Source organism: Sphingomonas crusticola (assembly GCF_003391115.1).
Taxonomy (GTDB): domain Bacteria; phylum Pseudomonadota; class Alphaproteobacteria; order Sphingomonadales; family Sphingomonadaceae; genus Sphingomonas_I; species Sphingomonas_I crusticola.
Genome location: NZ_QTJP01000001.1, coordinates 692,475 through 716,240, shown reverse-complemented (window position 1 = coordinate 716,240; position 23,766 = coordinate 692,475). Strand labels below are relative to the sequence as shown.

21 protein-coding genes and 1 tRNA gene are annotated in these 23,766 nt (G+C 64.9%); 14 read left to right on the top strand and 8 right to left on the bottom strand.

Features of this window, described 5'->3' with window-relative positions; translation table 11 throughout:
• Positions 1 to 77 precede the first annotated feature (77 nt).
• Positions 78 to 1,409: an MFS transporter gene (locus DX905_RS03405; RefSeq protein WP_116090083.1), complete on the top strand. Its 1,332-nt coding sequence runs from the start codon at positions 78 to 80 to the stop codon at positions 1,407 to 1,409.
• Between the two features lie 95 nt (positions 1,410 to 1,504).
• Complete coding sequence (locus tag DX905_RS03400; protein WP_116090082.1) at positions 1,505 to 2,968, top strand: CYTH and CHAD domain-containing protein; 1,464 nt, start codon at positions 1,505 to 1,507, stop codon at positions 2,966 to 2,968.
• A gap of 7 nt (positions 2,969 to 2,975) precedes the next feature.
• Here the strand turns inward: DX905_RS03400 and DX905_RS03395 are convergent, their stop codons facing one another.
• Genes DX905_RS03395 through DX905_RS03385 form a run of 3 tightly spaced genes read right to left on the bottom strand, consistent with a single transcriptional unit; the run spans position 2,976 to position 8,007 of the window.
• A complete protein-coding gene (locus DX905_RS03395) occupies positions 2,976 to 4,208 on the bottom strand; it encodes a histidine-type phosphatase (protein WP_162875438.1) in 1,233 nt (410 codons plus the stop codon).
• 29 nt (positions 4,209 to 4,237) lie between these two features.
• Positions 4,238 to 5,332: a Ca2+-dependent phosphoinositide-specific phospholipase C gene (locus tag DX905_RS03390; RefSeq protein WP_205412183.1), complete on the bottom strand. Its 1,095-nt coding sequence runs from the start codon at positions 5,330 to 5,332 to the stop codon at positions 4,238 to 4,240.
• The gene (locus DX905_RS03385; protein WP_240320703.1) at positions 5,332 to 8,007 is read right to left on the bottom strand and encodes a TonB-dependent receptor; all 2,676 of its coding nucleotides are present in this window, start codon (positions 8,005 to 8,007) and stop codon (positions 5,332 to 5,334) included. The genes DX905_RS03390 and DX905_RS03385 overlap by 1 nt, the downstream gene beginning before the upstream one ends.
• A gap of 223 nt (positions 8,008 to 8,230) precedes the next feature.
• Here DX905_RS03385 and DX905_RS03380 point away from each other — a divergent pair, with 223 nt between their 5' ends.
• The 5 genes from DX905_RS03380 (at position 8,231) to DX905_RS03365 (ending at position 13,241) form a co-directional block, all read left to right on the top strand.
• Complete coding sequence (locus DX905_RS03380; RefSeq protein WP_162875437.1) at positions 8,231 to 9,268, top strand: hypothetical protein; 1,038 nt, start codon at positions 8,231 to 8,233, stop codon at positions 9,266 to 9,268.
• A gap of 249 nt (positions 9,269 to 9,517) precedes the next feature.
• Positions 9,518 to 9,748, top strand: a complete 231-nt coding sequence (locus DX905_RS15925) for a hypothetical protein (protein ID WP_162875436.1) — start codon at positions 9,518 to 9,520, stop codon at positions 9,746 to 9,748.
• Positions 9,711 to 11,006: a YcaO-like family protein gene (locus tag DX905_RS03375; protein WP_162875435.1), complete on the top strand. Its 1,296-nt coding sequence runs from the start codon at positions 9,711 to 9,713 to the stop codon at positions 11,004 to 11,006. The genes DX905_RS15925 and DX905_RS03375 overlap by 38 nt, the downstream gene beginning before the upstream one ends.
• A 226-nt stretch (positions 11,007 to 11,232) precedes the next feature.
• Positions 11,233 to 12,333 (top strand): histidinol-phosphate transaminase, encoded by a 1,101-nt coding sequence (hisC, locus tag DX905_RS03370; RefSeq protein WP_116090075.1) that lies wholly within the window; start codon positions 11,233 to 11,235, stop codon positions 12,331 to 12,333.
• Positions 12,333 to 13,241 carry a prephenate/arogenate dehydrogenase family protein gene (locus DX905_RS03365; RefSeq protein WP_116090073.1) on the top strand — a complete coding sequence of 303 codons (909 nt, stop codon included), beginning with the start codon at positions 12,333 to 12,335 and terminating at the stop codon, positions 13,239 to 13,241. Before hisC ends, DX905_RS03365 begins: the two co-directional genes overlap by 1 nt.
• A 74-nt stretch (positions 13,242 to 13,315) precedes the next feature.
• On the opposite strand, the gene DX905_RS03360 is transcribed toward DX905_RS03365, so the two are convergent.
• From DX905_RS03360 to ftsE, 3 genes are read right to left on the bottom strand one after another with little or no spacing between them, the layout of a single operon-like run.
• Positions 13,316 to 13,840, bottom strand: coding sequence for a YdcF family protein (locus tag DX905_RS03360; RefSeq protein ID WP_116092295.1), 525 nt, complete (start codon positions 13,838 to 13,840; stop codon positions 13,316 to 13,318).
• Positions 13,837 to 14,682, bottom strand: a complete 846-nt coding sequence (locus DX905_RS03355; protein WP_162875434.1) for a cell division FtsX domain-containing protein — start codon at positions 14,680 to 14,682, stop codon at positions 13,837 to 13,839. Before DX905_RS03355 ends, DX905_RS03360 begins: the two co-directional genes overlap by 4 nt.
• Positions 14,682 to 15,389, bottom strand: a complete 708-nt coding sequence (gene ftsE, locus DX905_RS03350; protein WP_116090069.1) for a cell division ATP-binding protein FtsE — start codon at positions 15,387 to 15,389, stop codon at positions 14,682 to 14,684. Before ftsE ends, DX905_RS03355 begins: the two co-directional genes overlap by 1 nt.
• A gap of 105 nt (positions 15,390 to 15,494) precedes the next feature.
• Between ftsE and DX905_RS03345 the strand changes: the two genes are divergently transcribed.
• Together DX905_RS03345 and DX905_RS03340 are read left to right on the top strand one after the other, a co-directional pair.
• A complete protein-coding gene (locus tag DX905_RS03345) occupies positions 15,495 to 16,172 on the top strand; it encodes a zinc-ribbon domain-containing protein (RefSeq protein WP_116090068.1) in 678 nt (225 codons plus the stop codon).
• Between the two features lie 90 nt (positions 16,173 to 16,262).
• A tRNA-Leu gene (locus tag DX905_RS03340) sits at positions 16,263 to 16,349 on the top strand.
• A gap of 59 nt (positions 16,350 to 16,408) precedes the next feature.
• Here the strand turns inward: DX905_RS03340 and DX905_RS03335 are convergent.
• Positions 16,409 to 17,191: a 3-hydroxybutyrate dehydrogenase gene (locus tag DX905_RS03335; RefSeq protein ID WP_116090067.1), complete on the bottom strand. Its 783-nt coding sequence runs from the start codon at positions 17,189 to 17,191 to the stop codon at positions 16,409 to 16,411.
• Positions 17,192 to 17,207: 16 nt separating this feature from the next.
• The gene (locus DX905_RS03330; RefSeq protein ID WP_116090065.1) at positions 17,208 to 19,508 is read right to left on the bottom strand and encodes a GH92 family glycosyl hydrolase; all 2,301 of its coding nucleotides are present in this window, start codon (positions 19,506 to 19,508) and stop codon (positions 17,208 to 17,210) included.
• Positions 19,509 to 19,628: 120 nt separating this feature from the next.
• Between DX905_RS03330 and DX905_RS03325 the strand changes: the two genes are divergently transcribed.
• From DX905_RS03325 to DX905_RS03305, 5 genes are all read left to right on the top strand, one after another.
• Positions 19,629 to 19,775 (top strand): lmo0937 family membrane protein, encoded by a 147-nt coding sequence (locus tag DX905_RS03325; protein ID WP_116090064.1) that lies wholly within the window; start codon positions 19,629 to 19,631, stop codon positions 19,773 to 19,775.
• 62 nt (positions 19,776 to 19,837) lie between these two features.
• Complete coding sequence (locus DX905_RS03320; protein ID WP_240320702.1) at positions 19,838 to 21,310, top strand: sensor histidine kinase; 1,473 nt, start codon at positions 19,838 to 19,840, stop codon at positions 21,308 to 21,310.
• Complete coding sequence (locus tag DX905_RS03315; protein WP_116090061.1) at positions 21,307 to 21,663, top strand: response regulator; 357 nt, start codon at positions 21,307 to 21,309, stop codon at positions 21,661 to 21,663. Before DX905_RS03320 ends, DX905_RS03315 begins: the two co-directional genes overlap by 4 nt.
• A 32-nt stretch (positions 21,664 to 21,695) precedes the next feature.
• A complete protein-coding gene (gene metF / locus DX905_RS03310; protein WP_116092294.1) occupies positions 21,696 to 22,640 on the top strand; it encodes a methylenetetrahydrofolate reductase [NAD(P)H] in 945 nt (314 codons plus the stop codon).
• On the top strand, positions 22,637 to 23,698 hold the full coding sequence (locus DX905_RS03305; protein ID WP_116090060.1) for a homocysteine S-methyltransferase family protein: 1,062 nt from the start codon (positions 22,637 to 22,639) through the stop codon (positions 23,696 to 23,698). The genes metF and DX905_RS03305 overlap by 4 nt, the downstream gene beginning before the upstream one ends.
• Positions 23,699 to 23,766: the final 68 nt, after the last annotated feature.

Here is a 23,766-nt window from a genome sequence, read left to right as displayed (position 1 = left end):
AGCGACCCGTGCGCCCGATTGCGCGGTCACGGGATGCAGATGGACGGACAGCGGGCAGCCCGCGGGAGCATGATGGCATGACGGCACCGATCGGCGCGGCGGATTCGACGCCACTCGAGCGCGACGCGCGGCTGGTCAATGCTCGCGATCACCGCATCGCCCCCGGCGAAATCGCGATCGGCGTCATCATCGGGCGGACGAGCGAGTTCTTCGACTTCTTCGTCTATGCGATCGCCTCGGTGCTCGTATTTCCGTCGGTCGTGTTCCCCTATGTCGATGCGCTCACCGGCACGCTGTATTCCTTCGCCTTGTTCGCGCTCGCCTTTGTGGCCCGCCCGTTCGGCACCTTGCTGTTCATGTGGATCGACCGCAATCACGGGCGCGGCGTCAAGCTGACGATCGCTTTGTTCCTGCTCGGCGGCTCGACCATGGCGATCGCCTTGCTGCCGAGCTACCAACAGGTCGGGCCGCTCTCCGCCATCCTGCTCGGCGCCTTCCGCATCGGCCAGGGCGTGGCGCTGGGCGGCGCATGGGATGGCTTGCCCTCCTTGCTGTCGCTCAACGCGCCGCACGAGCGCCGCGGCTGGTATGCGATGATCCCGCAATTGGGCGCGCCGCTCGGCCTGCTCGTTGCTATCGGCCTGTTCACCTATTTCCTGTCTTTCCTCTCCCAGGCGGACTTCCTGAGCTGGGGCTGGCGCTATCCCTTCTTCGTCGTCCTCGCGATCAACGTCGTCGCCTTGTTCGCGCGGCTGCGGCTGGTGGCGACGCCCGAATTCGAGCGTCTGTTCGAAAGCCGCGAGCTGCAGCCTTCGCCCGCCTTCGCCACCTTGTTCAGCGAATGGCGCACGATCGCGCTCGGCGCCTTCGCACCGTTGGCGAGCTTCGCCTTGTTCCACCTCGTCACCGTCTTCCCCCTGTCGTGGGTCACGCTCAAGACGGGCGAGCAGCCGATCCGCTTCCTGCTGATCGAGGCAGCGGGCGCGGTCGTCGGCGTGCTGGCGATGCTGGCCTCGGGACTGATCGCCGATCGCGTCGGGCGCCGCGCGGTGCTTGGCGTGTCGGCGGTGCTGATCGGTGCCTATAGCGGCTTCGCACCCCAATTGCTCAACGCCGGCGGCTTCGGCGAGACGATCTACATGCTGGTCGGCTTTGCTCTGCTCGGCCTCGCCTTCGGCCAATCGTCGGGGGTGGTGAATGGCAGCTTCCCGCCGCAGCATCGCTATACCGGCGCCGCGATCGTGGCCAATTCGGCCTGGCTGCTCGGCGCCGGCTTCGCCCCGCTCGCCGCCTTATTCCTCGCCAGCCGCTTCGGCCTGTGGTCGGTCGGCGCCTACCTCCTGTCGGGCGCGATCTGCACGCTGGCCGCGCTCGGCATCAACAAGGAGTGGGCGCGCAAGCAGGGGTGACCCGCCAGCTGTGCTTCGGAGAAAGGCGATACGGCGCGGATCGAAGCGTATACCTGCCGGTTTCTTGATCTCGCCGGCGGTGCAAGGGGAGGATCATGACAGGCGAGCTCGAGATCGAACTGAAGCTGGAGGCGGATCCTGGCGGGCTGGACGCTCTGGCTCAGGCGCCGATCCTAGCGGATGCCAAGCTCGATGCGCGTGAGCAGGTCTCGACCTATTTCGATACGCCGCGACGCGAATTGCGGGCGGCGGGCGTCTCGCTGCGCATACGCCGCATCGACGCGCGCTACGTCCAGACGGTGAAGGCCGAAGGCGCATCGGCAGCAGGATTGTTCGCGCGTCCCGAATGGGAGGGCGACGTGCCAGACGAAGCGCCGGTGATCGACGAGGCCGCCGGCCCGCTGACGACATTGCTTTCCGAAAAGGTGCTCGGGTCGATCGCGCCGGCGTTCACCGTCGAGGTAACGCGCAGTACCGGGCGCTTCCACTATGAAGGTGGCGAGATCGAGGTCGTCCTCGATCGGGGCCGGATCTTCACCGGCAACCGCACCGTGCCGGTCAATGAGGTGGAGCTGGAGCTCAAGGCCGGTCGCTCCGACGCCTTGTTCGCGCTCGCGCGCGCGATGAACGCGGTCACGCCCTTGCGGCTGGGTGTGCTTTCCAAATCCGAACGCGGCTATCGTCTCGCCGGCAAAGCTAATCCGAAATCGCTGAAGGCGGAGCCGGTCGTCGTTGGCGCGAATATGAGTGTCGCGGAGGTGTTCCAGGCCGTCGCCGGCGCTTGTCTGCGGCACTTTCGCCTCAACGAAGCGATCCTGGAACGGACCGGCGGGGCCGAAGCGCTGCATCAGGCGCGCGTCGCCTTGCGCCGGCTGCGCTCCGCGCTGTCGCTCTTCAAGCCGCTATTGGCGGACGATCGCTTCGAGTGGATGCGCACCGAGCTCCGCTGGCTCGCTGCTACGTTGGGTGAGGCGCGCGACATCGACGTGCTGCTCGGCAGGGCCGAAGCTGGCAGCGTCAAGCTACTGCGCGTCGCCCGCAGCCGGGCTTATGCCGACGTTCACGCGGCACTTTCCTCCCAGCGTGCGCGCGACTTGATGATCGACCTCTCCGAATGGATCGCGATCGGCCGCTGGCGGATGGAGCCGGCTGATCCAGGCCTGCGCGACAGACGCGCCGACCGCTTCGCTGCGGAAATGCTGCAGCAGCTGCGCCGCCGGCTCAAGCGGCGCGGCCGCGAACTGCTGCAGCTGAGCGACGAGGAACGGCACGAGGTCCGCATCCTCGCCAAGAAGCTGCGCTACGCGTCCGAATTCTTCGTGGGCCTGTTCTCAGGCAAAAAGGTCGAGCGGCGGAGCACCAGGTTCCTGGCGGCACTCGAAACTTTGCAGCAGCATCTCGGTGACCTCAACGATCTGGCGCACGGCCCGTCCGTGCTGGCACGGCTGGGGATTGACGTCGGCGACGAAGGCGTCCCCGCGGAACGGCGCGAAAAGCTCCTCGGCAAGGCGGCGGAGGCGCACGCCGAACTCGCCGATACCAAGCCTTTCTGGCGCTGACGGACGCTTAATTCGGCGACCGAAGCGCAGGGTCGACAAGCGGCGCGAGCTGCCGTCGCAGCAGCGCGGCGAATCGTGGCGCCGGGCACAGAATGGCCCCGCAGCCGGGGATGCGAAGGGGCCGGAGGGTGACGGCCGTGCCAAGCTTTCGCAGCGTCTCCGGGCGTTGGGTCCGGTAGTAAACCCGCACGAACAATTTGCCCGAGACGGGATCCCGCAGCCGTTCCACGATCAGCGCCCCGCCCGGCGGCACATCGTCGGTGGCATAGCCCGGTGCGCGCAGCTCGATCCGCAAGGCCGCCGCGAGCGCGGTGACATTGGTGTCGTGCCCCATCAGCACATCTACGCGTGGGCCGGCCGGATCGGTCACGGACTGTAACACTTCGCGCCCCAGCACCGCCGCTTGGTGCGCCGCCATATAGGGCGGATGGGTGAATACCGCGAACAGGGCGGCATGGAGCGCCCCCAGCCGCTGCAGCGCCGCCGCGTCGACGCGGCCCCAGCCTACCTGCATAAGGTCCAGCCCCTCGGCATATTGGAGCAGCAGCACTTGCGCGATCCCGGAAGCACTGCGGATCGGCCCTGTCAGGACCAAATCGTGCCCATCGACACTCGGCATGAGACCGGGCGCGGCCACGGGCAGGCAGCCATCGCGGCGTGGCGCACAGCCGAGCACGCCGTCCAGGAGATCGAGCGCCGCGCGATGACGTCCGACCAGTGCCGCCACGCCGCCCGTCTCCTGGTTGATCGCGGCAACCGCTGCCCGGGCATCGAACCGTGTTGCACGCGCCCGTAGCGGTTCGAAGATCGGGTCCACCTCATCCAGCGGGCGATGCTCGACCTTTAGCTCGCATCCGCGCGCGAAGCCTTTCGCATAGGCCACCCCGCTGGCGATCGTGCGCGCCGAGCTGTTGGTGCGGATTCGCACCGTCCCCACCGCCGGACATCCCGCGCCCGCGACCAATCCTTGCCGCGCCAGCAGCGCCCGATCGCCCGCCGCCGCTATGTCCAGCGCGCGGACGCCGTGCGGTGTGATGCGGCTCTCCGCGACCGGCCATTGCGGCCAGGGAGCGCCGGTGCGGGTCCCCTCCGGCACCTCACCCGCCAGCGGCGCGCGGATGCCGTGGCGCATGACTATGACGACCCGCTCGATCACTGGCCCGGCGCCCGCATCGCTCGAGGCGAGCACGGCCAGCAGCAGGGCGGCCAAGGCAAAAAGCACATGGCGCAGCGCGGTCATCGTCGCATCCTCCCGCCTAAGGACCTGGTTCAGGGCTGAACGCGGCATCCCGCCGGCACCCGCACCGGGCTGCAGCGCGCCATCGCGCGGTCGGGCAAAGTCACCGTGAAGCCGAGCCCCAGCGGATCGGGCGCGCCCGGATAATAATCGGTGCTGACCGCCTGCGCGCCGCTCGCCATCGCCGCCTGCGCCTTGCCGAGATCGTGCCGCCGCGCCTCGATTGTGTTGGCGTCGGTACGGGTCCGCACGATCAGGCCTTGCTCCACCCATACGCGGATGCGCGCACCATCGACCAGTGGGTCCTGCACGATCTCGATCGCCGCTTCCGGCTCGCTGTCCGGATACCAGCCGAACATCGCCCGCCCGGCGAGCGCGGGATGGCCCGCCCGATACACGTCGGACACGGCGCGGCGCACGTCCAACAGGATATAGATCCGCCCCCGTGCCGCACTCAACCTCGGCCATCCATGGTCGCGCACCGCGTCGCGCAGGCTGGTCGCCCGGCCACGCACTTCGTCCGGCGTGATCAGCCGCGCCGGCGGCAGTACCGAACGTATCTCCGCATCGAGCGCGTCCAGAAGCGCCGGGTCGTCGAGGGGCAGCGGGGCGGAAATGCCCGGCCGCTCCGGCGGCGTGTCGGCGGCGTTGATCGTGATCATGATCGGCAAATGGCGCGGATGCGCGCGCGACCAGCTATCCACCTCGCGCAGGCACCGCACCAACGTCACGCAGCCGCTCAGATAATCCACGTCGGGAATGTGGAACACCTTGTAGCCCGGCTGCAGCATTGCCGCCCGATCGAAGCCGGTGCGCTCGCCGGCGGCCTGTGCCCATGCCTCGCCCTTGGGATCGGCATAGCGCCCCCCGGCCGGGTCGGCGAAGATGTCGATCTCCAGCTGGCGCACGCCCGCGTCCAGCTGGCGGGCGAGCGGCAGATGGTAATAATCCAGCCCGTCCGCCGCCTTGGGATCCATGGCGCGCAATTTCGCCATCACCGCGGTCGGGATGCGTGCCTTGAAGCTGTTGTGCGAGCCGACCACCTGGATGTCGTTCATCGCGTGCGGGGCGGCCGCACTTGCCGCCCCCGCCGAGGCGAGCGCCGCCGCCAGCAGCACCGCCTTCATCAGAATTCCGCCCTCACGCCGAACAGGATCGTGCGGCCGTAATAGTTGATTTCGCCGAAGCGCAATTTGTCGTCATTGTAGGAATAGGTGCGGGCGCCAGCGATGTTGATGGCCTCCACGCTGAGCAGCACATTCCTGGTCACGCGCAGCGAGACGTTGCCATCGAGCGAACCGAATGCCGCGAGATAGGTGGACGCCTGCGTCGTGCTGCCGTTGCCGGTGAGATATTTGTCGCGCCACACATAAGACAGCCGCGCCGAAAACGGCCCCTTGTCGTAGAAACCGACCAGGTTGTAGCTGTTCTTCGACAGGCCGATCAGCTGGTTTTTGATCGGCCGCGCGCCCGCCGTATAATTCGAGCGAACCGACGTGTGCGTATAGGATGCCTGGAAGCCCAGCCCATCGAACGGCTTCGGCAGGAAGGTGAACACCTGGTTGTAGGCAGCTTCGAGGCCATAGACCTTGGCGTCGCCCCCATTGACTTGCGTGCTGAGCAGCACGGTGCCGCGGCCCGGAATGTCGATGTTGATATTCTGCGCCGTGATATAATCGTCCATCTTCTTGTAGAACAGTGCGCCGGTCAGCGAACCCTTGCGACTGAAATACCATTCCAGCGATGCGTCATATTGCGTCGCCAGAAAGGGCTTCAGATCCGGATTGCCGCCGCTCGCGGTCGGGGCGTCGGTCGACACGCTGATCTGCGGCGCGCTCTGCGTTACGTTGGGGCGGGTGAGCACGCGGCTGGCGGCGAGCCGGCCGACGAGGGTGGGGCTGAATTCCGCGCGCAGATTGAAGCTCGGCAGCCAATTGTTGAACGTCTTGGGGAAGCTCGCCGGCGTCGGCGCGGTGCCGATCGTCAGCGTGCCGCTTGCCACCTGGTCGGTATGGACATAGCGCACACCGACATTGCCGGTGACGTCGACCGGGCCGAGCACGAAAGCATAATCCGCGCGTGCATAGCCGGCCGCGACCTCTTCCTTGACGATATAGGATGCACGCAAATCGCCCGCCGCCAGCGGCGCGTTGGCGATCGCGTCCGTGAACAATTTGTCGTAGAACACGCTCGTGATTGGCACGAGCCAGTTGCGCGGATAATTGCCCGACACGCCCTTCAGGAAATCGTCAAACGGCATCTGCTCGAAGCCGTTGGGCGCGAACTGCGTCAGCGGCACGTTGTTGGCGCTGTTCACGGTGAAGTCGCGGCGGCGGTAATCGCGCTTGCGCCAGTGATATTCGCCGCCCGCCGAAATCTTGGTGATGAAGCCGCCCAGGTCGCGCGCCACGTCCAGCCGCGCATAGCGGTCCCAATCCTTGCTGTTCTTGGGCGCGATGTTGAACGGATAGATTACGAAATTGGCGGGGTTAGTCGCATCCACCGGCGTGCTTATCGTCGGCAATACCTTGTAGCCGCCCGACGCGTCATAGGTCAGCGGCGCAAAGAACATCACGCGGCTGCGCACCGTGCCCTCGGCGTAGCTCGGATGGAAGCTGTGGGCATAGGACCAGTTGGCGTTGGCCGCCACGTGCCAATCATCGCCCGGATCCCACGTCTGTTTCAGCCCGATCGTCAGCAGATCGTGGCGGTTGAGGCTATATTCGCGCGTGCCCATGAAGCGCACGTCGTTGATGGTCGCACCTACCACCGTGTTGCCGTCCGTCTTCACCGATCCGGGAACGAGTACCGGCCTGTGGCCGGCGACGCTTGTGTCGTCGGGATAGATGTCGAGCCCGAATTCGTCATAGGCGACGTCAAGCCGCGTCGCGAGCACGTCCAGCGTGGTCTGCAGCTCGGGTGTCGGCTGCCATTGCGCCGAAAGGATGCCGGAAATGCGCTTGCGGTCTTCGGTCTCGACGGTCGGCCGTAGGCGGGTCGGGGTATAGAAGCCCTTGCCGAGCACGGACGTGAATTTGTCGAGGTTCCAGCCGGTCTGGTAGGAACGGTCGTTGCGCACTTCCTTGCGCCAATATTGCACGCCGCCGAGGATGCCGAACGTTCCGTCCTGCGTCTTGTAGCTGGTCAGCAATGTGGCATTGGGCCGCACCTTGTCAGTCATGTCAGTATAGGTGCCACGCAAATTGAGCGTGGTGCGCGTGCCGACATCCAGCGGATGGAAGGTACGAATGTCGATATTGCCGCCGAGCGCGCCCTCGGTCATGTCCGGTGTGGGCGTCTTCACCACGTCTATGCGCGACACGAATTCGGCCGGCAGCATCTCGAAGCGGAACTGGCGTCCGTTGGCGCCGCCATTCTCGATCAAATCGTTGATCGCCACCGGGCTGCCGTTGAGCAAGGTGCTCTGGAACTGGGGCCCGAGCCCACGCACGCTGACATAAAGGCCTTCGCCGCGCGGACGCGTGATCGTGACGCCGGTCACCAGCTGCAATGCTTCGGCGACGTTCTGCGTCGGGAATTTGCCGATATCGGTCGACGCGATCGAGTCCACGCCGAACGCGGCACGCCGCTTCGTCTCGGTCGCTTCGGCCAGGCTGCGCGCATAGGAGCCGGTAACGACGACTTCGCCAGCATCGCCCGGCGCTGCATCCCTAACCGGCGCCGCCGGTACGGCGGCGGGCCCACCGGCCGGCTGGCTGTTTGCGGCAAGCGCCGGTGCGGCGCCGAGCATGACCCACGTGAACGGAAGCGTCGCCTGAACCAGGCGCGAGCGGCATGACATCGATATTCCCCCTTGGTGCAGGCCCATTGGCCTTTCGGGAGAAGCGTCTAGGTCCGCGATATTACCGTTTCCGGGCGGAAATGTTGCCAGGATGTTGCAATGCGGCATAGTCCCGGGCGCGTTCGGGTCGCGCACATCCACGGCTCCACTATACTAGTGCGGCACCCCGTCGCTAACACCCGATTCGCATTTCACGCGGATCGATGTCATTCTCTCGCAGCACTTGGGTGAGATGGTGGGGCCGGACAGCTTTCTCTCGAGACTTTACTCAATTCTCGGTTCTATGTGGGCCGGAACCGGGTTGCTGCATGTCGCCCTGCTCGCCTGCTTACTGTCGCTGTCTGGGTGCGCGACACGGGATTATCCGCATTTGCATGCCCGCATCATCCAGTTGCTGGATAGCGCGGCGAGCTCGACCCCCCAGGCCGTTGAGGCTGAAGCGGTCCGGAAGCTGCGCGGAAAGCGCGAGAACTCCTTTCAAACTCAATATATTCGGCTCGATTATGCCGGTCGGGCCCGGCCGGCCTGGCTTCGAGCCGCCCCTCATACTTTGCCCGATAAGAGCGGAGCTTATTATGTCCGCTATTTCGACGCGTCGCTGACGCTTGCTTCGGACATTGCAGACCATCTAGGGCCGGCGCAGGGCGAGCGCGGGCCACTGCGCTTCTGGCGATTGAGCACTGGTACGATCGAGGTGAGTTCCTTCATCGTAACCTCTCTTAGCTTTTATCCGGTCGCGTTTTCGCAGCCCGCAGATTGGTTCGAGGTGGCCGGGTATTTATCCTTGCCGGATGCGGCGCTCATGCGTCGTCAGCTCGAAGTTGCGCAGGTCGTTTCCAGGTCGCTCACGAAGCACCTTGACCCTGGGAACACGCGCGCTGCGTTCTTGAGTCTGCCGACAGGGGAGATGCTGTTCGTTTCCCACCGGTCTGAGGATCTCTTAGGAATCGGCATTCAATATATCGCCCCGCCCGAGCTCATCCGCGCCTCCGGCACGGCGCTCGTTTTGGAACTCACCCGGCAACTGGGGCTATCCGCGCACGAGCCCTTCATAAAGGCATTGCTGGATGCGAGTCAGCTGAGGGATCCATCGGTATCCCATGCTCCTGGGCTCTTCGTGTCGGACAACATCACCTATGAGATCAATTACGAGCGCTCAGACATACCCGGCAGGAATCAGCTTACGCTTCGCGCTTGCGCCCGTGCCGGCGCGCTGGAGCGCCGGATGGCCTATGGCGCGCCGTGCAACACCGTCAGGTGATTTTGCCGCGCGTCGCTGTGGGCGCTAGCATAACCCCTAGCCGGGAATGAGCGGCTTTGAGGCGGACCGCTAAAAAGCGTGAGGGTAGTGAGTATACAAAGCGATTTGGTGTGATCGTTCAGGAGAGCGGCTCGGCGATTGAACGCGTTACACGTCGTTATGCAGATGCGGGCAGGCCTACCGGGACTTGCAAGAACGTGGACGATCGGTAAAGTCTAGTAACTGGTCACTTCGTGGGGACGGATAACTATGGGCGCCTTTAGCGGAAAGTTTATGGGAGACCCGGGAGCTTACACCTTTCAGCAGGTGATAGACCGCGTCGCCGCCGCTCTGGATAAGGTTCAAGAGGGAGGCGCCTTACGTTCCGAACAGATCCAGATCGAAATGACTATTCGCGGCCCCGATACTGTCGACACCATTAGGATCCCGACCGAAAGCATCCGTGAAGCTGTTGAAATACTTAAACTTAACGGCTCATGATTCTTTGCTGGATAAGATTCCCCACGGTGCGGGTCAACTTGAGCGAAGTCTCGCGCCTATCGAGGCGGTAGCTCGGGCAACCACCTTTCTCACCGCGCAGGGTCTTGAATGCGCCTATAGCGAGTTAGGCGGATCGGTCGTTACTACACGCTGCGTGCTTCACGACGCGAGCGGCGAAGTAGGCTCGGGACTGGGCAAGGGAATTGGCGACCAGTCCCGGGCTTCTGCAGTTTTCGAGGCCATAGAACATTTCTACTGGTTTCGTGATCAGCCGTCGCTTTCTGCTATTCCAGAACCCCTCGAGCTTGACGGCAAAGACCAGCGGCTCAGGCAAGGCGCACCTGACTTCGCGTTGATATGTTCAAACGGTCTTCTGCCTCTGTCACGGATTGAGATGCAGCCTTTGAAATATGACGCTGATCCTCTTCGCTTTCCGTTCTTCTTAACCAATCCATTTTGGAAGTCTGCATACCAGAATGAGAATGATGCAATCGATCGGTTCGCACTGCGTCGATATAGTACCAACTCCGGAACGGCATCGGGTGTCACCCGTGACGAGGCAGTTCTGCACGGATTGCTCGAAACGGTCGAGCGTGATGCGATCAGCATCGAGCTATTACGGACAGTTGTCAGCAAGCGCCCTGCGCCTGTCCGCAGGGTCAATGTCTCTCATCTTTCGCCCGTTATCGGCTCGATTGCAGAGCAGGTCGAAACCGACGACATAAAAGTAATTGGCTTCTGGGAATTCACCACCTTTGACCTGAAGATTCCGGTTGGACTTGTAGGGTGCCTCGACACCAGGACAAACCGCATAGCCTTTGGCACCGGCGCGTCGCTGCTGGCGGATTACGCGTTCGAGCGCGCTTTCCTGGAAGCGATCCAGACGGTGCATGCCTATCGCACCTTGCCATATCAGCCCGAAGTACGAGCCCTGCCTGACAATGCCCCGCCATATCTTGGCTGTGCATTGGACCGAGGCTTCTTCGCTTATCGTGGCGGCGAGACCGACGTCGTCCCGCTGTCGTTCCAAGATCCGGCAGTCTTGACCGCCGCATCACCCGCTCTCCAGGTGGCCATGATTTGCGACCGTCTGGCCGAGCTCGGGATGGTAGCGTATTCACGGGTGCTGATCGAGGATGCCGTAAGCGTTCAGCAAGTCATTGTGCCGGAACTTGAGCGTTTCCATGTCGTATCCTCGGGTGTTCCGGTTCTGCCGAGCGCCCGTGGACGCAAGTTCCTTGCTGATCCCTTCATGTGAACTGACAGACAGACTTCCCTCTGGAGTATCATGGCGCGAGTGGAGGATTGCTCGCGGCCCTTTTCGAAGATGCCCTGAGGGATTGGATCGATTTCGGACACTTCGGCCTTGCTGGATGGGTTAGGCATTGCCGCTGTCGGCAACTGGCTGGCTTCCTCTACCGCGCAACGCTCACGGCACGTTCCCCCCGTTGCCCACCACGCCGGCGCCCCCTAAAGCCGCCGCCATGAACGCACTCACCCCCAAGCCCTGGATCCAGGCGATCGCGCCTTACGTGCCCGGCCGAGCCACTACCGATGACGGCCGCAAGGTTCACAAGCTGTCGTCCAACGAAAATCCGCTTGGCACGAGCCCTGAAGCACGCGCCGCCTTCATCGCCGCCGCCGCCACGCTCGATCGCTATCCCGATGCCGGCGCCGCCGCCTTGCGCGAAGCGATCGCCGCCAAGTTCGGGATCGAGGCGGATCGCGTCATCCATGGCACCGGCTCGGACGAACTGCTCCATCTCGCCGCCGGGGCATTTGCGGGGCAGGGCGACGAGGTCCTCTACGTCCGCTACGGTTTCTCGGTCTACCCAATCGCCGCGCGCCGCGTCGGCGCGGTTCCGGTCGAGGCCGACGATGCCGATTATGCCACCGACGTCGACGCCCTGCTCGCCAAGGTGACGTCGAAGACGCGGGTCGTGTTCATCGCCAATCCCAACAACCCGACCGGCACGTACACGTCGCGTGACGAGCTGGCCCGCATCCATGCCGCTTTGCCCGCCGATTGTCTGCTGGTGGTCGACCAGGCCTATACCGAATATCTCGAGCCCGAGGATGATGACGGCGCGCTCGATCTCGCCCGCACCGCGGCCAACGTTCTCGTCACGCGCACCTTCTCCAAGATTCACGGCCTCGCCGCCGAGCGGATCGGCTGGGCCTATGGGCCGGCTACGGTCGTCCAGGCGATGCACAAGATCCGTGCCCCGTTCAACGTCTCGACCGCGGGGCAGGCGGCGGCGGTGGCCGCGCTCAATGCCGACGATTTCGTGCGCGCCAGCCACGATCACAATCTCGAATGGCGCAGCTGGTTCGAAGGCGAGATCGCCAAGATGGGCAATGCCGGCCTTCGCGCGATCCCGAGCAAGGCCAATTTCATCCTGATCACCTTCAGCGGCAAGCTGACGGCGGAGGAGGCCTATCACGGCCTGATGGAGCGCGGCTACATCGTCCGCTGGCTGCCCAATCAGGGTCTCGGCCACGGCCTGCGCATCACCATCGGCACCGAGGACGAGATACGCGGTATCGCCTGGGCGTTACACGACATGATCGGCGAAGCTGACTGATGCTGCCATTCGCGCGCGTCTCGATCATCGGTCTCGGCCTGATCGGCTCGTCGATCGCGCGCGCGGTGCGGGCGAACATGCCGACCGTCGCGCTCACCGGCCATGATGCCAATGCGGAGGTGCGCGCACGCGTCACCGAGCTCGGTCTGTGCGACGACGTGACCGACACCCCCGGCGCGGCGGTGATCGACGCCGATCTCGTCATCCTGTGCGTGCCGGTGGGAGCGGTCGGCGACGTCGCCGCTTCATTGGTGCAGGACATACCCGCCGACGCGATCGTCAGCGATGTCGGCTCGTCCAAGGCGGGCGTGGTGTCGGCGCTCGGCGAGCATTTCCCCGATCGCCAGATCGTGCCCGCGCATCCCGTCGCCGGCACCGAATATAGCGGGCCGGACGCCGGTTTCGCCACCCTGTTCAAGGGGCGCTGGTGCATTCTCACGCCGCCGGGCGATGCCGATCCCGCCGCGGTGATGCGCGTCTCGGCTTTCTGGGAAAGGCTCGGTTCGCGGATCGAGATCATGGACGCCAAGCATCATGATCTCGTCCTCGCCATCACCAGCCATTTGCCGCATCTTATCGCTTATACGATCGTCGGCACCGCCTCCGATCTCGAAGTCGTGACCGAGAGCGAGGTCATCAAATATTCGGCCGGCGGCTTCCGCGATTTCACCCGCATCGCCGCCTCCGATCCAACCATGTGGCGCGACGTGTTCCTCGCCAACAAGGAAGCGGTGCTAGAGATGCTGCAGCGCTTCAGCGAGGACCTCACCGTCCTTCAGCGTGCGATCCGCTGGGGCGACGGCGATGCTTTGTTCGACCTCTTCACCCGCACCCGCGCCGTCCGCCGCTCGATCATCGAACAAGGTCAGGACGACGAACGCCCCGATTTCGGCCGCACCCACGAATAGCGTCGTACGACCGCCCCGGCGCCGGCCGGATCCACCAGGCGCTATTGGCCGCCGTTGAACGGCCCCACGATTTCTCAGCGCCCGGCCAGCGCCGCCCCCCGCCGCAGCAGGTATTTGTGATATTCCCTGAGCAAGCCCAGCAAATTGGGCTCGCTCGGCACCGCATCGCGTACCACCGTCACCCCCTTGAGGACCTGCCTCAGTTCGAACCGCGCGCGCCGCATATGCCAGTCGGTGGTTACCAGCCGGATCGAGCGATAATGATGCGCGGCGATCCAGCGGCGCGTCTCCAGCGCGTTCGAGCGCGTGTCGACCGCCGAGCGGCCAAGGTCGATCCGGCTCAGCAGATCAGGCCCGACATGGTAAGCCGCCGCGATGTCGGCCGGCCGCACCCGCCGATCCACGCCGGAAACGAGCATCCGTTGCGCATGGCGCGCCGTCAGCACGTCGATCCCGCGCCGCACGCGCCCCGGTCCGCCGGTCAGCACGACGATACCGTCGGTATATTCGTTGCCGGCCGGGCGCGGCAGGTCGATCGCGAACAGCACGAAGCCGAGCGCCCACGCCAGCAGCAATGCGCTGAATAGCCGCCGGATCACGGCGCCCGCCGCCACGTCATCAGCAGCGCGCCCTGCGCCGCCAGCGCCGCCAGCCCGACCAGCGCGAGCGCCAGCAGTGCCAGGATCGTCCAGCCCCCCATGCCCAGGCTCGCGTCGACGCCCGCACCCAATTCGGCCACGCGCGCGCCGACGGTGGCGATCACGAAGATCGCCACGATCAGGCCGACCGCCGCGCCCACGCCGGCATCGCGCGCGATCTTGCCCGTCACCAGTCGCGACAATTGGCGATCGGTCGCGCCGAGCGTGTGCAGGATGTCGATCGTCGCTCCTTCGCGGGCCAGCGCCGCGCGCGCCGACAACATCGCGATCAGCCCGGTCGCTGCGGCGCTGGTGAGCGCCACCCCGAAGGCGATCGCGCGCAGCGATTCGATCAGGCGCGACAGCGGTCCGAGCTCGGCGCCGGCCGCGGTAACCTGCACGTGCGGCAAGCGCTGGAGCGCCACGTCGATCGCGCTCCGGTCTGCGCCGCGCACCTCGATCATGGCGGGCAGGGGCAGATCGCTCATCTTCATGCTGCCCACATAGGGATCGACCAGCGCAAATGCCTCCTGCTCGGGCACCCGGCGGGTCGAAACCGTGCGCGGCAGCCGGTCGAGCCTCGCCAGCACAGCGTCGGCAATCCGCTCGCGCCGCGACGCGTCCGCCTCGACCACCTGCACCAGCACATGCGCGTGCGCCGCTTGCGCCACCGCATTGCCGGCCGCGCGCAGCGACAGTGCCAAAGCCGCCGCCAGCAGCATAAGCAGGCATGCCGCGGCGATCAGCATGGCGAAGCTTCCCGGCCGCTGGCGCTGAAGCCGAAGCAGCGGGGAGGCGGCCATCATCGCGCCACCGCGCGTTGCGGCGCGCGCAGCTCGCCGTCGAACTGGTCGATGCGGCCCTTCGCCAGCCGCATGATGTTCGCGCCGGATATTTGCTGCAGCAATTGCACATCGTGGGTCGCGATCAGCACGGTCGTACCCTGCCGGTTCATCGTGTCGAACAAATGAAGCACGCGCGCCGCCATTTCCGGATCGACATTGCCGGTCGGCTCGTCGGCGACGATCAGCTCGGGATGCGTGATGACCGCGCGGGCGATGGCAATGCGCTGTTGTTCGCCTCCCGACAGGGTCGCCGGCCGCGCATTGGCGCGCGATCTCAGGCCTACCCAGTCGAGCAATTCCTCGACCCGCGACCCGATCTCCCGCTCGGCCATGCCGCTGATGCGCAGCGGCAGCGCGACATTGTCATAGGCCGAGAGCTGCGGCACCAGCCGCGAATCCTGATGGACCACGCCGATCCGCCGGCGCAGCGCGGGCAGGCGGCGGCGCGGCAGGCCCGCAGCGTCCTCCCCGAACAGGCTGACGATCCCGCGGCTCGGCCGCCGCGCGAGCGTGATCAGGTTGATCAGCGATGTCTTGCCCGCGCCCGATGCGCCGGTGAGGAAGTGGAACGAGCCCGCGGCCAGCGTGAAACTCAGGCCCGCAAGCGTCTCCGCGCCCGTGCCGTAGCGCAGGCCGACATTGTCGAACTGGACGATGCCCGCCATCGCTGCGCCTCGCTCCCTTGCTACCCTCGTGCTCGCATCGCACGGGGGGAGGATGCGCGTAAAGGATTGGAAGGGCATGACGACGCTTGCGGCCAGGCGGTCGCCATGATTTACGATGGCGCGATGAAGCTCTCCTGCCCGAATTGCGGCGCCACCTACGACGTTCCGGAAAATGCGATCGGCCCTTCTGGCCGCAAGATTCGCTGTCGTGCCTGCGACACCAGCTGGTTCGAACCGGCGCGTGTCGCCGTCCCGCCGCCGCTTGCCCCCGCCCCCCCGCCGGTCTCGCCCGCACCGGCCGCCACCCCGCCCTGGGCTTCCGGCATCGCCGAAACGACGGAGGAGCCGCCCGTCCGCAGGAAGCGCGGACCCTGGCTGTTGCTGGCATTGGTGGTGCTGGTCGTCATCCTCGGCAGCATCGCCGCAACCGTTCTGATGGGTCCGCAGCAGGTGGCGTCCCGCCTCGGGATTGGCGAGCGGCACGTGCCGCTCGGCATTGCCATCACGCGCGAGCCCGACTGGCGCATGATCGCCGGTGGCAGCCAGCTGTTCGCGGTCTCGGGCCGGGTCTGGAACCCGACCAATGTCGAGCAGCCGGTGCCCGACATCCGCGCCGAACTGCGCAACGCCCAGGGCAAGACGGTCTATGCCTGGACGATCACGCGGCCGGTGCCGCGGCTCGCGCCCGGCGCCGCCGTCAGCTTCGAAGGTGCCGCCGTCGATGTGCCGCCCAGCTCCTCCAATGTCAGCGTGACTTTCGCCGGCACCGGCGCGGATCGTTAAACTGGGTGCGGCGGCCATTGCGGGCCGTAAAACCCTCTGCTAGGGGCACCGCCTCACCAGCCCCGGCCTGTCCGGGGAACATCCCGATGTGCGGTCGTGGCGGAACTGGTAGACGCGCAACGTTGAGGTCGTTGTGGCCGAAAGGCCGTGGAAGTTCGAGTCTTCTCGACCGCACCATCAGCCCCTCGTGAGGCTGAGCAAATCGGGTCCGGGCCAAGCTCGGACCCGTTTTCCCGTCACTGCATATACCAGCCGTGGCTCACCACGATCGATTGCCCGGTCAGGGCATTGGTCGGGAAGCCGGCGAGGAAAACCGCCGTGCGCGCCACGTCGTTGACGGTCGTGAATTCGCCGTCGACCGTATCCTTGAGCATCACCTTCTTGATGACCTCTTCTTCGCTCAGCCCAAGCGCCTGCGCCTGTTCCGGGATTTGCTTGTCGACCAGCGGCGTGCGCACGAAGCCGGGACAGATGACGTTGGATCGCACGCCATGTTTGGCGCCTTCCTTGGCAACGACCTTGGCGAGCCCGATCAGCCCATGCTTGGCGGTGACGTAGGGCGCCTTGAGCACCGATGCCTCCTTGGAATGGACCGAACCCATATAGAGGATGCTGCCGCCGCGGCCTTGGGCATACATGTGCTTGAGGCAGGCTTGCGTGGTGAGGAAGGCGCCATCGAGGTGGATCGCCAGCAATTTCTTCCAGTCGGCATATTTGAACTCGTCGATCGGGGCGACGATCTGGATGCCGGCATTGGAAACCAGCACGTCGATCGAGCCGAACCGGGCGGCGATCGCTTCGATGCCGGCATTGACCTGGTCCTCGTCGGTGACGTCCATCGCCACGCCCATCGTGCGTGCCCCGGAGGGGTCGAACTCACGGGCCGTGGCGTTCGCGGCCTCGACATTGAGATCGGCGATCGCGACCTTGGCGCCGTTGGCGAGAAATTCGCGCGCAATGTCCTTGCCGATGCCGCTCGCGGCGCCCGTGACTATTGCGACCTTGTCCTGCAGACTCATCATCTATCCTTTGCGATCATCGCGTCATGGAAAAGGGCCGGCGGGTCCGCCCGGTGGCCCACGACCGGTTGGGCTTGGCCTGCATCACGAACGACAATTCGCCTCCTGCCATGATTTCGTCATGCCGGATGTAGCTGCGGGCGAGCGGTGTGCCGTTGAGCAGGATCTTGCCGACATAGGCCTTGGCGGGGTCGTCGCACCGGATCGTGAAGCGCTTGCCGTTGGGCAGGGTGAGCGTTGCCCGCGTCACGAACGGCCGGCCGATCACATATGCCAGACTGCCGGGCGTTACCGGATAGAAACCAAGGCTGGTGAAGACCAGCCAGGCGGACATCTGGCCGAGATCGTCATTGCCGGACAGGCCGTCCGGCGTCGGCTTGTACTGGCTGTCGACGATCTGCCGCAGCCGTTCCTGCGTCCGCCAGGGCGCGCCGGCATAATTGTAGAGATAGGCGACCGAATGGCTCGGCTCATTGCCATGAATATATTGGCCGATCAGGCCGGATATGTCCTCGGCATGCGAATAATCGAGCTTGCTGTTATCGTAATCGAACATCGCGTCGAGCTTGGCGACCGTCTTCCTGTCACCCCCTAGCGCGCGCACGAGCCCGCCTTCGTCCTGCGGCACGAACCACGAATATTGCCAGGCATTACCCTCGGTATAGTCGGAGCCGTATTTGATCGACACCGGGTCGAACGGCTCGCGGAAGGCGCCGGTCGATAGCCGCGCGCGCACCCATCCGGTCTTGGCATCGAAGCTGTTACGCCAATGGCCGGCGCGCTTCTCGAATGACGCGGCGACCTCCTTGCGTCCCATTGCCCGCGCCATCTGCGCGATGGTCCAGTCGTCATAGGCATATTCGACCGTCTTGGATGCCGCCTCCGGCTCCTTGTCGATCGGGACGTAACCCAGCGTGCGATAGTCGGCGAGCCCGCCATAGGGGCCGTAATTCGCGCTCGCGATCATCGCATCCAGCGCTTCGTCCGCATCGAAGCCCTTGATGCCCTTGAGATAGGCTTCGGCAATCACCGGCACCGCGTGATAGCCGATCATCGTCCACGTCTCGCGCCCCTGGAATTGCCAGACCGGCAATATGCCGAGCGGGCTTTGCTTGCGGCTCTCGATCAGCGAGCGGATGAAATCGGCGTTGGTTCGCTCCGGCTGGATAAGGGTGAGCAGCGGGTGCTCGGCACGAAACGTATCCCACAGCGAAAAGGTCGAACGGAAGGTAAAGTCCTGTGCCGTATGAACCTGATTGTCCGGCCCGCGATAACGGCCATCGGCGTCGCTCGCGATCGAAGGGGCGAGCAGCGTGTGGTACAGCGCCGTATAGAGGTTCTTCTCCATCGGTGCCGGGGCATGCAGCTCGACCGCGCTCAGTGCCTGCTCCCATGCCGCCTTCGTGTTCGCGCGGATTGCGTCGAAGTTGTCCGGCTCGCTCCCAAGGTTGGCGATCGCGCCAGCCTCGTCGACCGAGGAGATCGCGACTTTTACCTCGAGCGGCTTGTTCAGTGTGCCGAAGTCGAAGCGCGCGACAATGGCGCGTCCGCTCCGTTCGGCGAGATCGTCCGTGCCGCGGCCGGGACCCTGAAAGCCTTTATAGGCCACATCCTGTTCCGTGCTGACGAAGGCATGCGCCGTCGGCGCGGCGGTGAAACGCATCGCGAAACAGAGGATCCGGTCTGGCGCCCAGCCGCGCGTCTGACGGCAGCCGGTGACGGCGCCGTCCGGCCGCAGCCGGATCGAGGACCACAAGGTCTTGCCGGGATAATTGTATATCGCGCTACGCAGATCGAGCACGATGTGCGCCTGCAGCCCGGTGGGGAAGGCATAGCGGTGGACGCCCACGCGCGTGCCCGCGGTCAGCTCCGCCCTAACCTTGTGGTCGAGCAGCGTGACCGAATAATAGCCTGGCTGCGCGCGCTCGCTCCCGTGGTCGAAACGCGAACCGTAGCCCGAACCCGCCTTGGTCGGGTCGCCCGGCTCCAACGATATGTGATCGCCCGAGACCGGCATCACCAGGAAGTCGCCCAAATCCGAATGTCCGGCGCCTGAAAAGTGCGTGTGGCTGAAACCCTGAATCAAGGCATCGGAATGGCGATATCCGGCGGCCCATTTATAGCATTCGCGGATCAGGCAGCCGGTATTCGTATCGGGACTCAGCTGCACCATGCCGAACGGTGCAACCGCGCCAGGGAATGTGTGGCCCTCGCCACCCGTGCCGATGAGCGGATCCACCGCGTCGTAGGCCGGCGTCGCCATGACGCCGGTTGATAGGAACAGGCCCAGGGCCAGCGGGATCGATCGGATTGCCATGTCTTCTTTGAGCAGCCGTTGGGCTCAAGCGAAAGCGGAACTTCGCAGCTAAGGTTGGAACGGGGTCGGACAAACGGCGTTCACCGCGAATTCCGCAATCACGCGGACGGGAGCCGTACAATGCTTTGGACAATCGCCGTCATTCTGCTGGTGCTCTGGCTCCTCGGCTTCGCGATCCATATTGGCGGTGGTCTGATCCACATCCTGCTGGTGCTGGCGATCATCGTCGGCCTGATCCAGCTGTTCACCGGCCGCCGCGCGCTCTAGCCCACTTTTCCTGAGCGCTGGTTCGATTTAACAGCGCCTCTTCGACAATGGGGGAGGCGCTGTTGAGCGCACGGACCAATGCGGCCATCGCGCCCTTTCCGGTGGGAGGAGGCGAACTTGGCGCGCTGATTGCGGCGTTCGACTGGTCGAAGACCAGTCTGGGGCCGATCGGCAATTGGCCGCAAAGCCTGAAGACCGTCACGAATCTCCTGCTGCTGTCGCCGGTGCCGATCGTTCTGCTGTGGAACGAAGATGGCGTGATGATTTACAATGACGCTTATTCGGAATTTGCCGGACGGCGTCATCCTCAGCTGCTGGGCTCCAAGGTCCGTGAGGGGTGGCCGGAGGTCGCCGACTTCAACGACAACGTGATGAAGGTCGGGCTGGCCGGCGGTACGCTGGCCTATCGTGCCCAGGAATTGACGCTCGAGCGTCATGGCGCGCCCGCGCCCGCGTGGATGAACCTGGATTATTCGCCGGTAGTTGATGAGAGCGGCGAGCCTGCTGGCGTGATCGCGATCGTCGTTGAGATCACCGAGGCGATATTGGCTGAGCGGGCGATGATCGCGAGCGAGGGGCGGTTCCGGGCGCTCGTCAATGCGAGTTCGGACGTGATCTACCGCATGACGCCGGATTGGAGCACGATGCACCCGATCGACGGCCGCGGGCTGGTCGCCAACAATGATTCACCCAATCCGCAATGGCTTGAGGAAAATCTGTACGCGGAAGATCATGTCGCCGTGCGCGCCGCTATTGACGATGCGATCCGCCGCAAAGGCACGTTCGAAATGGAACATCGCGTCCGCCGGCCGGACGGCTCGACCGGCTGGACCTTCTCGCGCGCCGTGCCGATCCTCGACGATACCGGCGCCATTACCGAATGGTTCGGGACGGCCACCGACGTCACGGAACGTCATCGCAGCGAGGATCATCTGCGGCTGGTGGTGAACGAGCTCAACCACCGGGTGAAGAACAGCCTGGCGATGACGCAGGCTATCGCCGCGCAGACCTTCCGTGGCGCGGACGATCTGGCACAGGCGCAGGCCCGGTTCTCCGAGCGGATCAGGGCGCTGGCCCAGGCCAATGATTTGCTCACTGGCGAGCGTGGTGCCGGCGTCTCGCTTCATGGTGCGGTAGAGCAGGCCGTGCGGCCCCATTGCGGACGCGAGGACCGGCTCCGCATCGAAGGTCCCAACGTCTCCCTGTCTCCCAAGACGGCATTGTCGCTGTCGCTCGCGATGCATGAGCTTGCGACCAACGCGCTCAAGCATGGCGCGTGGTCGGCGGAACGGGGCGAGGTGGCCATAAGCTGGCGCACCTATACCCCTGCGACGGGTGGCGCGCGTGTCGCCATGCTATGGCGCGAAAGTGGCGGTCCGCGGGTTGCGCCGCCGGCCCGTCGCGGTTTCGGATCGCGCCTGATCGAGCGCGGCCTTTCGGCGGAAATGGGCGGCGAAGTCCATATGCGGTTCGAACCCGATGGACTGGTGTGCGAGATCGACGCGCCGCTTACCATCTATGGTCTGGCACCATGACCGATACGCTGCGCGTGCTGATCGTCGAGGACGAAATGACGATCGCCCTCTTGCTCGAGGAGATGGTGGAAGATCTGGGTCACCAGGTCGCCGGCCTGGCGATGCGGCTGCCGCAGGCGATCGAGCTTGCCCACAGCCGCCCTCTCGACCTTGCCATTCTCGACGTGAATCTGGACGGCCATATGTCCTATCCCGTCGCGGAGGTCCTGGCCGAGCGCGGTGTGCCTTATGTGTTCGCCACAGGCTATGGTTCGGCCGGGATCGACGCTCAGTATCGCGACCGCGTCATCATCAAGAAGCCTTATGCGCTGGATGACATAAAAGGCGCGATCGAAAATGCCCTCGCGCCTTGACCCACATATAAAGAATTCTTTATATGGGCCAGATGACCGGTCCATCTCTCTCGCAGCTTGAAGAAGCGCGCCGCGCCCTCGATGCGCCCTTGTTTGCGGATCTTGCCGGCGACGCTGCGGTGAGTTTCGAATTCTTCCCGCCAAAGACGGAGAAGATGGAAGAGCAGCTCTGGCAGGCGATCGAAACGCTCGCCCCGCTCGGGCCGCGCTTCGTTTCCGTGACGTACGGGGCAGGCGGCTCCACCCGGGAGCGGACGCACGCCACGGTCGCGCGGATTGCAAGCGAGACCAATATTCCCGCCGCGGCCCATCTTACGTGCGTCGAGGCGAGCAAGGCTGAGATCGAGGAGATTGCCCGCGCTTATTGGGATGCCGGCGTGCGCCACATCGTGGCGCTGCGCGGCGATCCGCCGCAGGCGGGGGAAGCGTTCAGGCCGCATCCGGATGGCTATGCCAATGCGGCGGAGCTGACCGCCGGTCTCAAGCGGATCGCGCCGTTCGAAATCTCGGTGGCGGCCTATCCGGAATGTCATCCATCTTCGCCGAGCGTGCAGGCGGATCTCGACAATCTCAAGGCGAAGGTCGACGCCGGCGCGGACCGCGCCATCAGCCAGTTTTTCTTTTCGCCCGAAACCTATTTCCGTTTCCGCGACCGCGCGGCCGCCGCGGGGATCGTGGCTGAGATCGTGCCGGGCATCTTGCCGGTTTCGAATGTCGCCACGACGCGCAAGTTCGCCGGCCTGTGCGGCGCGGCGATCCCGCCCTGGATGGACCGGCTGTTCGAGGGGCTCGACGATCATCCCGCCGCGCGTCAGCTGATCGCCGCGACTATCGCCGCCGAAATGTGCCGCCGCCTCTATGCCGGTGGCGTGCGCCACTTCCACTTTTACACGCTCAATCGCGCCGAGCTCGCTTATGCGATCTGCCACTTGCTCGGTCTGCGTCCTGACAGCCACGCTACGGAGAAAGCCGCATGACGCGCATTCCCTCCGCCGCCGCCCGGCGCTTCCGCGCCGAGGCCGCAAATCGCATTTTGCTGACCGACGGTGCCTTTGGAACGATGATCCAGGGCTATGGCCTGAACGAGGCGGATTATCGCGGCTCCTACGATCTGCCGATGGATCAGAAGGGCAATAACGATCTGCTCGTCCTGACGCGGCCCGACATCATCGCCGAGATTACGCGCGGCTATCTCGATGCCGGCTCGGACATGGTGTCCACCAACACCTTCAATGCCAACACGGTCAGTCAGGCCGACTATGGCGCCGAGCATCTCGTGCGCGATCTCAACCTCGCGGCATCGAAAATCGCGCGCGAGGCGGCTGATGCCGCCGAGGCCAGGGACGGCCGCCCGCGCTTCGTTGCCGGGGCGATCGGGCCGACCAACAAGACCCTGTCTCTGTCCCCGGACGTCAACGATCCCGGCTATCGCGCGATCGGGTTCGATGAATTGAAGGATGTGTATCGCGAGCAGGCCGAGGCGCTGCTGGACGGCGGTTGCGACTTCATCCTGATCGAGACGGTGTTCGACACGCTCAATGCCAAAGCGGCGATCGTGGCTGTGCTCGAGATTGCAGACGCGCGGCATCATGAGGTGCCGATCATGCTGTCGATGACGATCACCGATATGTCGGGCCGCAACCTTTCCGGCCATTCGGTCGAGGCGTTCACCTACATGGTACGTCACGCACGCCCGCTCACGATCGGGCTCAACTGCGCATTCGGGGCGGATCTGATGCGGCCCTATCTCAAGGAAATGGCGCAGGTCGCGGACAGCCTGATCATGGCCTATCCCAATGCCGGCCTGCCCAACGATCTCGGCGCCTATGACGAACAGCCGCACACCACCGGCGCGCTGGTCGGCGAATGGGCGCAAGACGGGCTGGTCAATGTGGTCGGCGGCTGCTGTGGTACCACGCCGCCGCATATCGCCGCCATGGCGGCAGCGGTGAAGGATGTCGCACCGCGCCCGATCCACGATCATGCCTCGATCACCCGCCTCGCCGGGCTCGATCCGTTCGTGATGGCTGCCTAGCGCCGCCGTCATGCTGAACCTGTTTCAGCATCCATCCATCCCCCTCCACCGCGCCTAGTTGGGCGCGA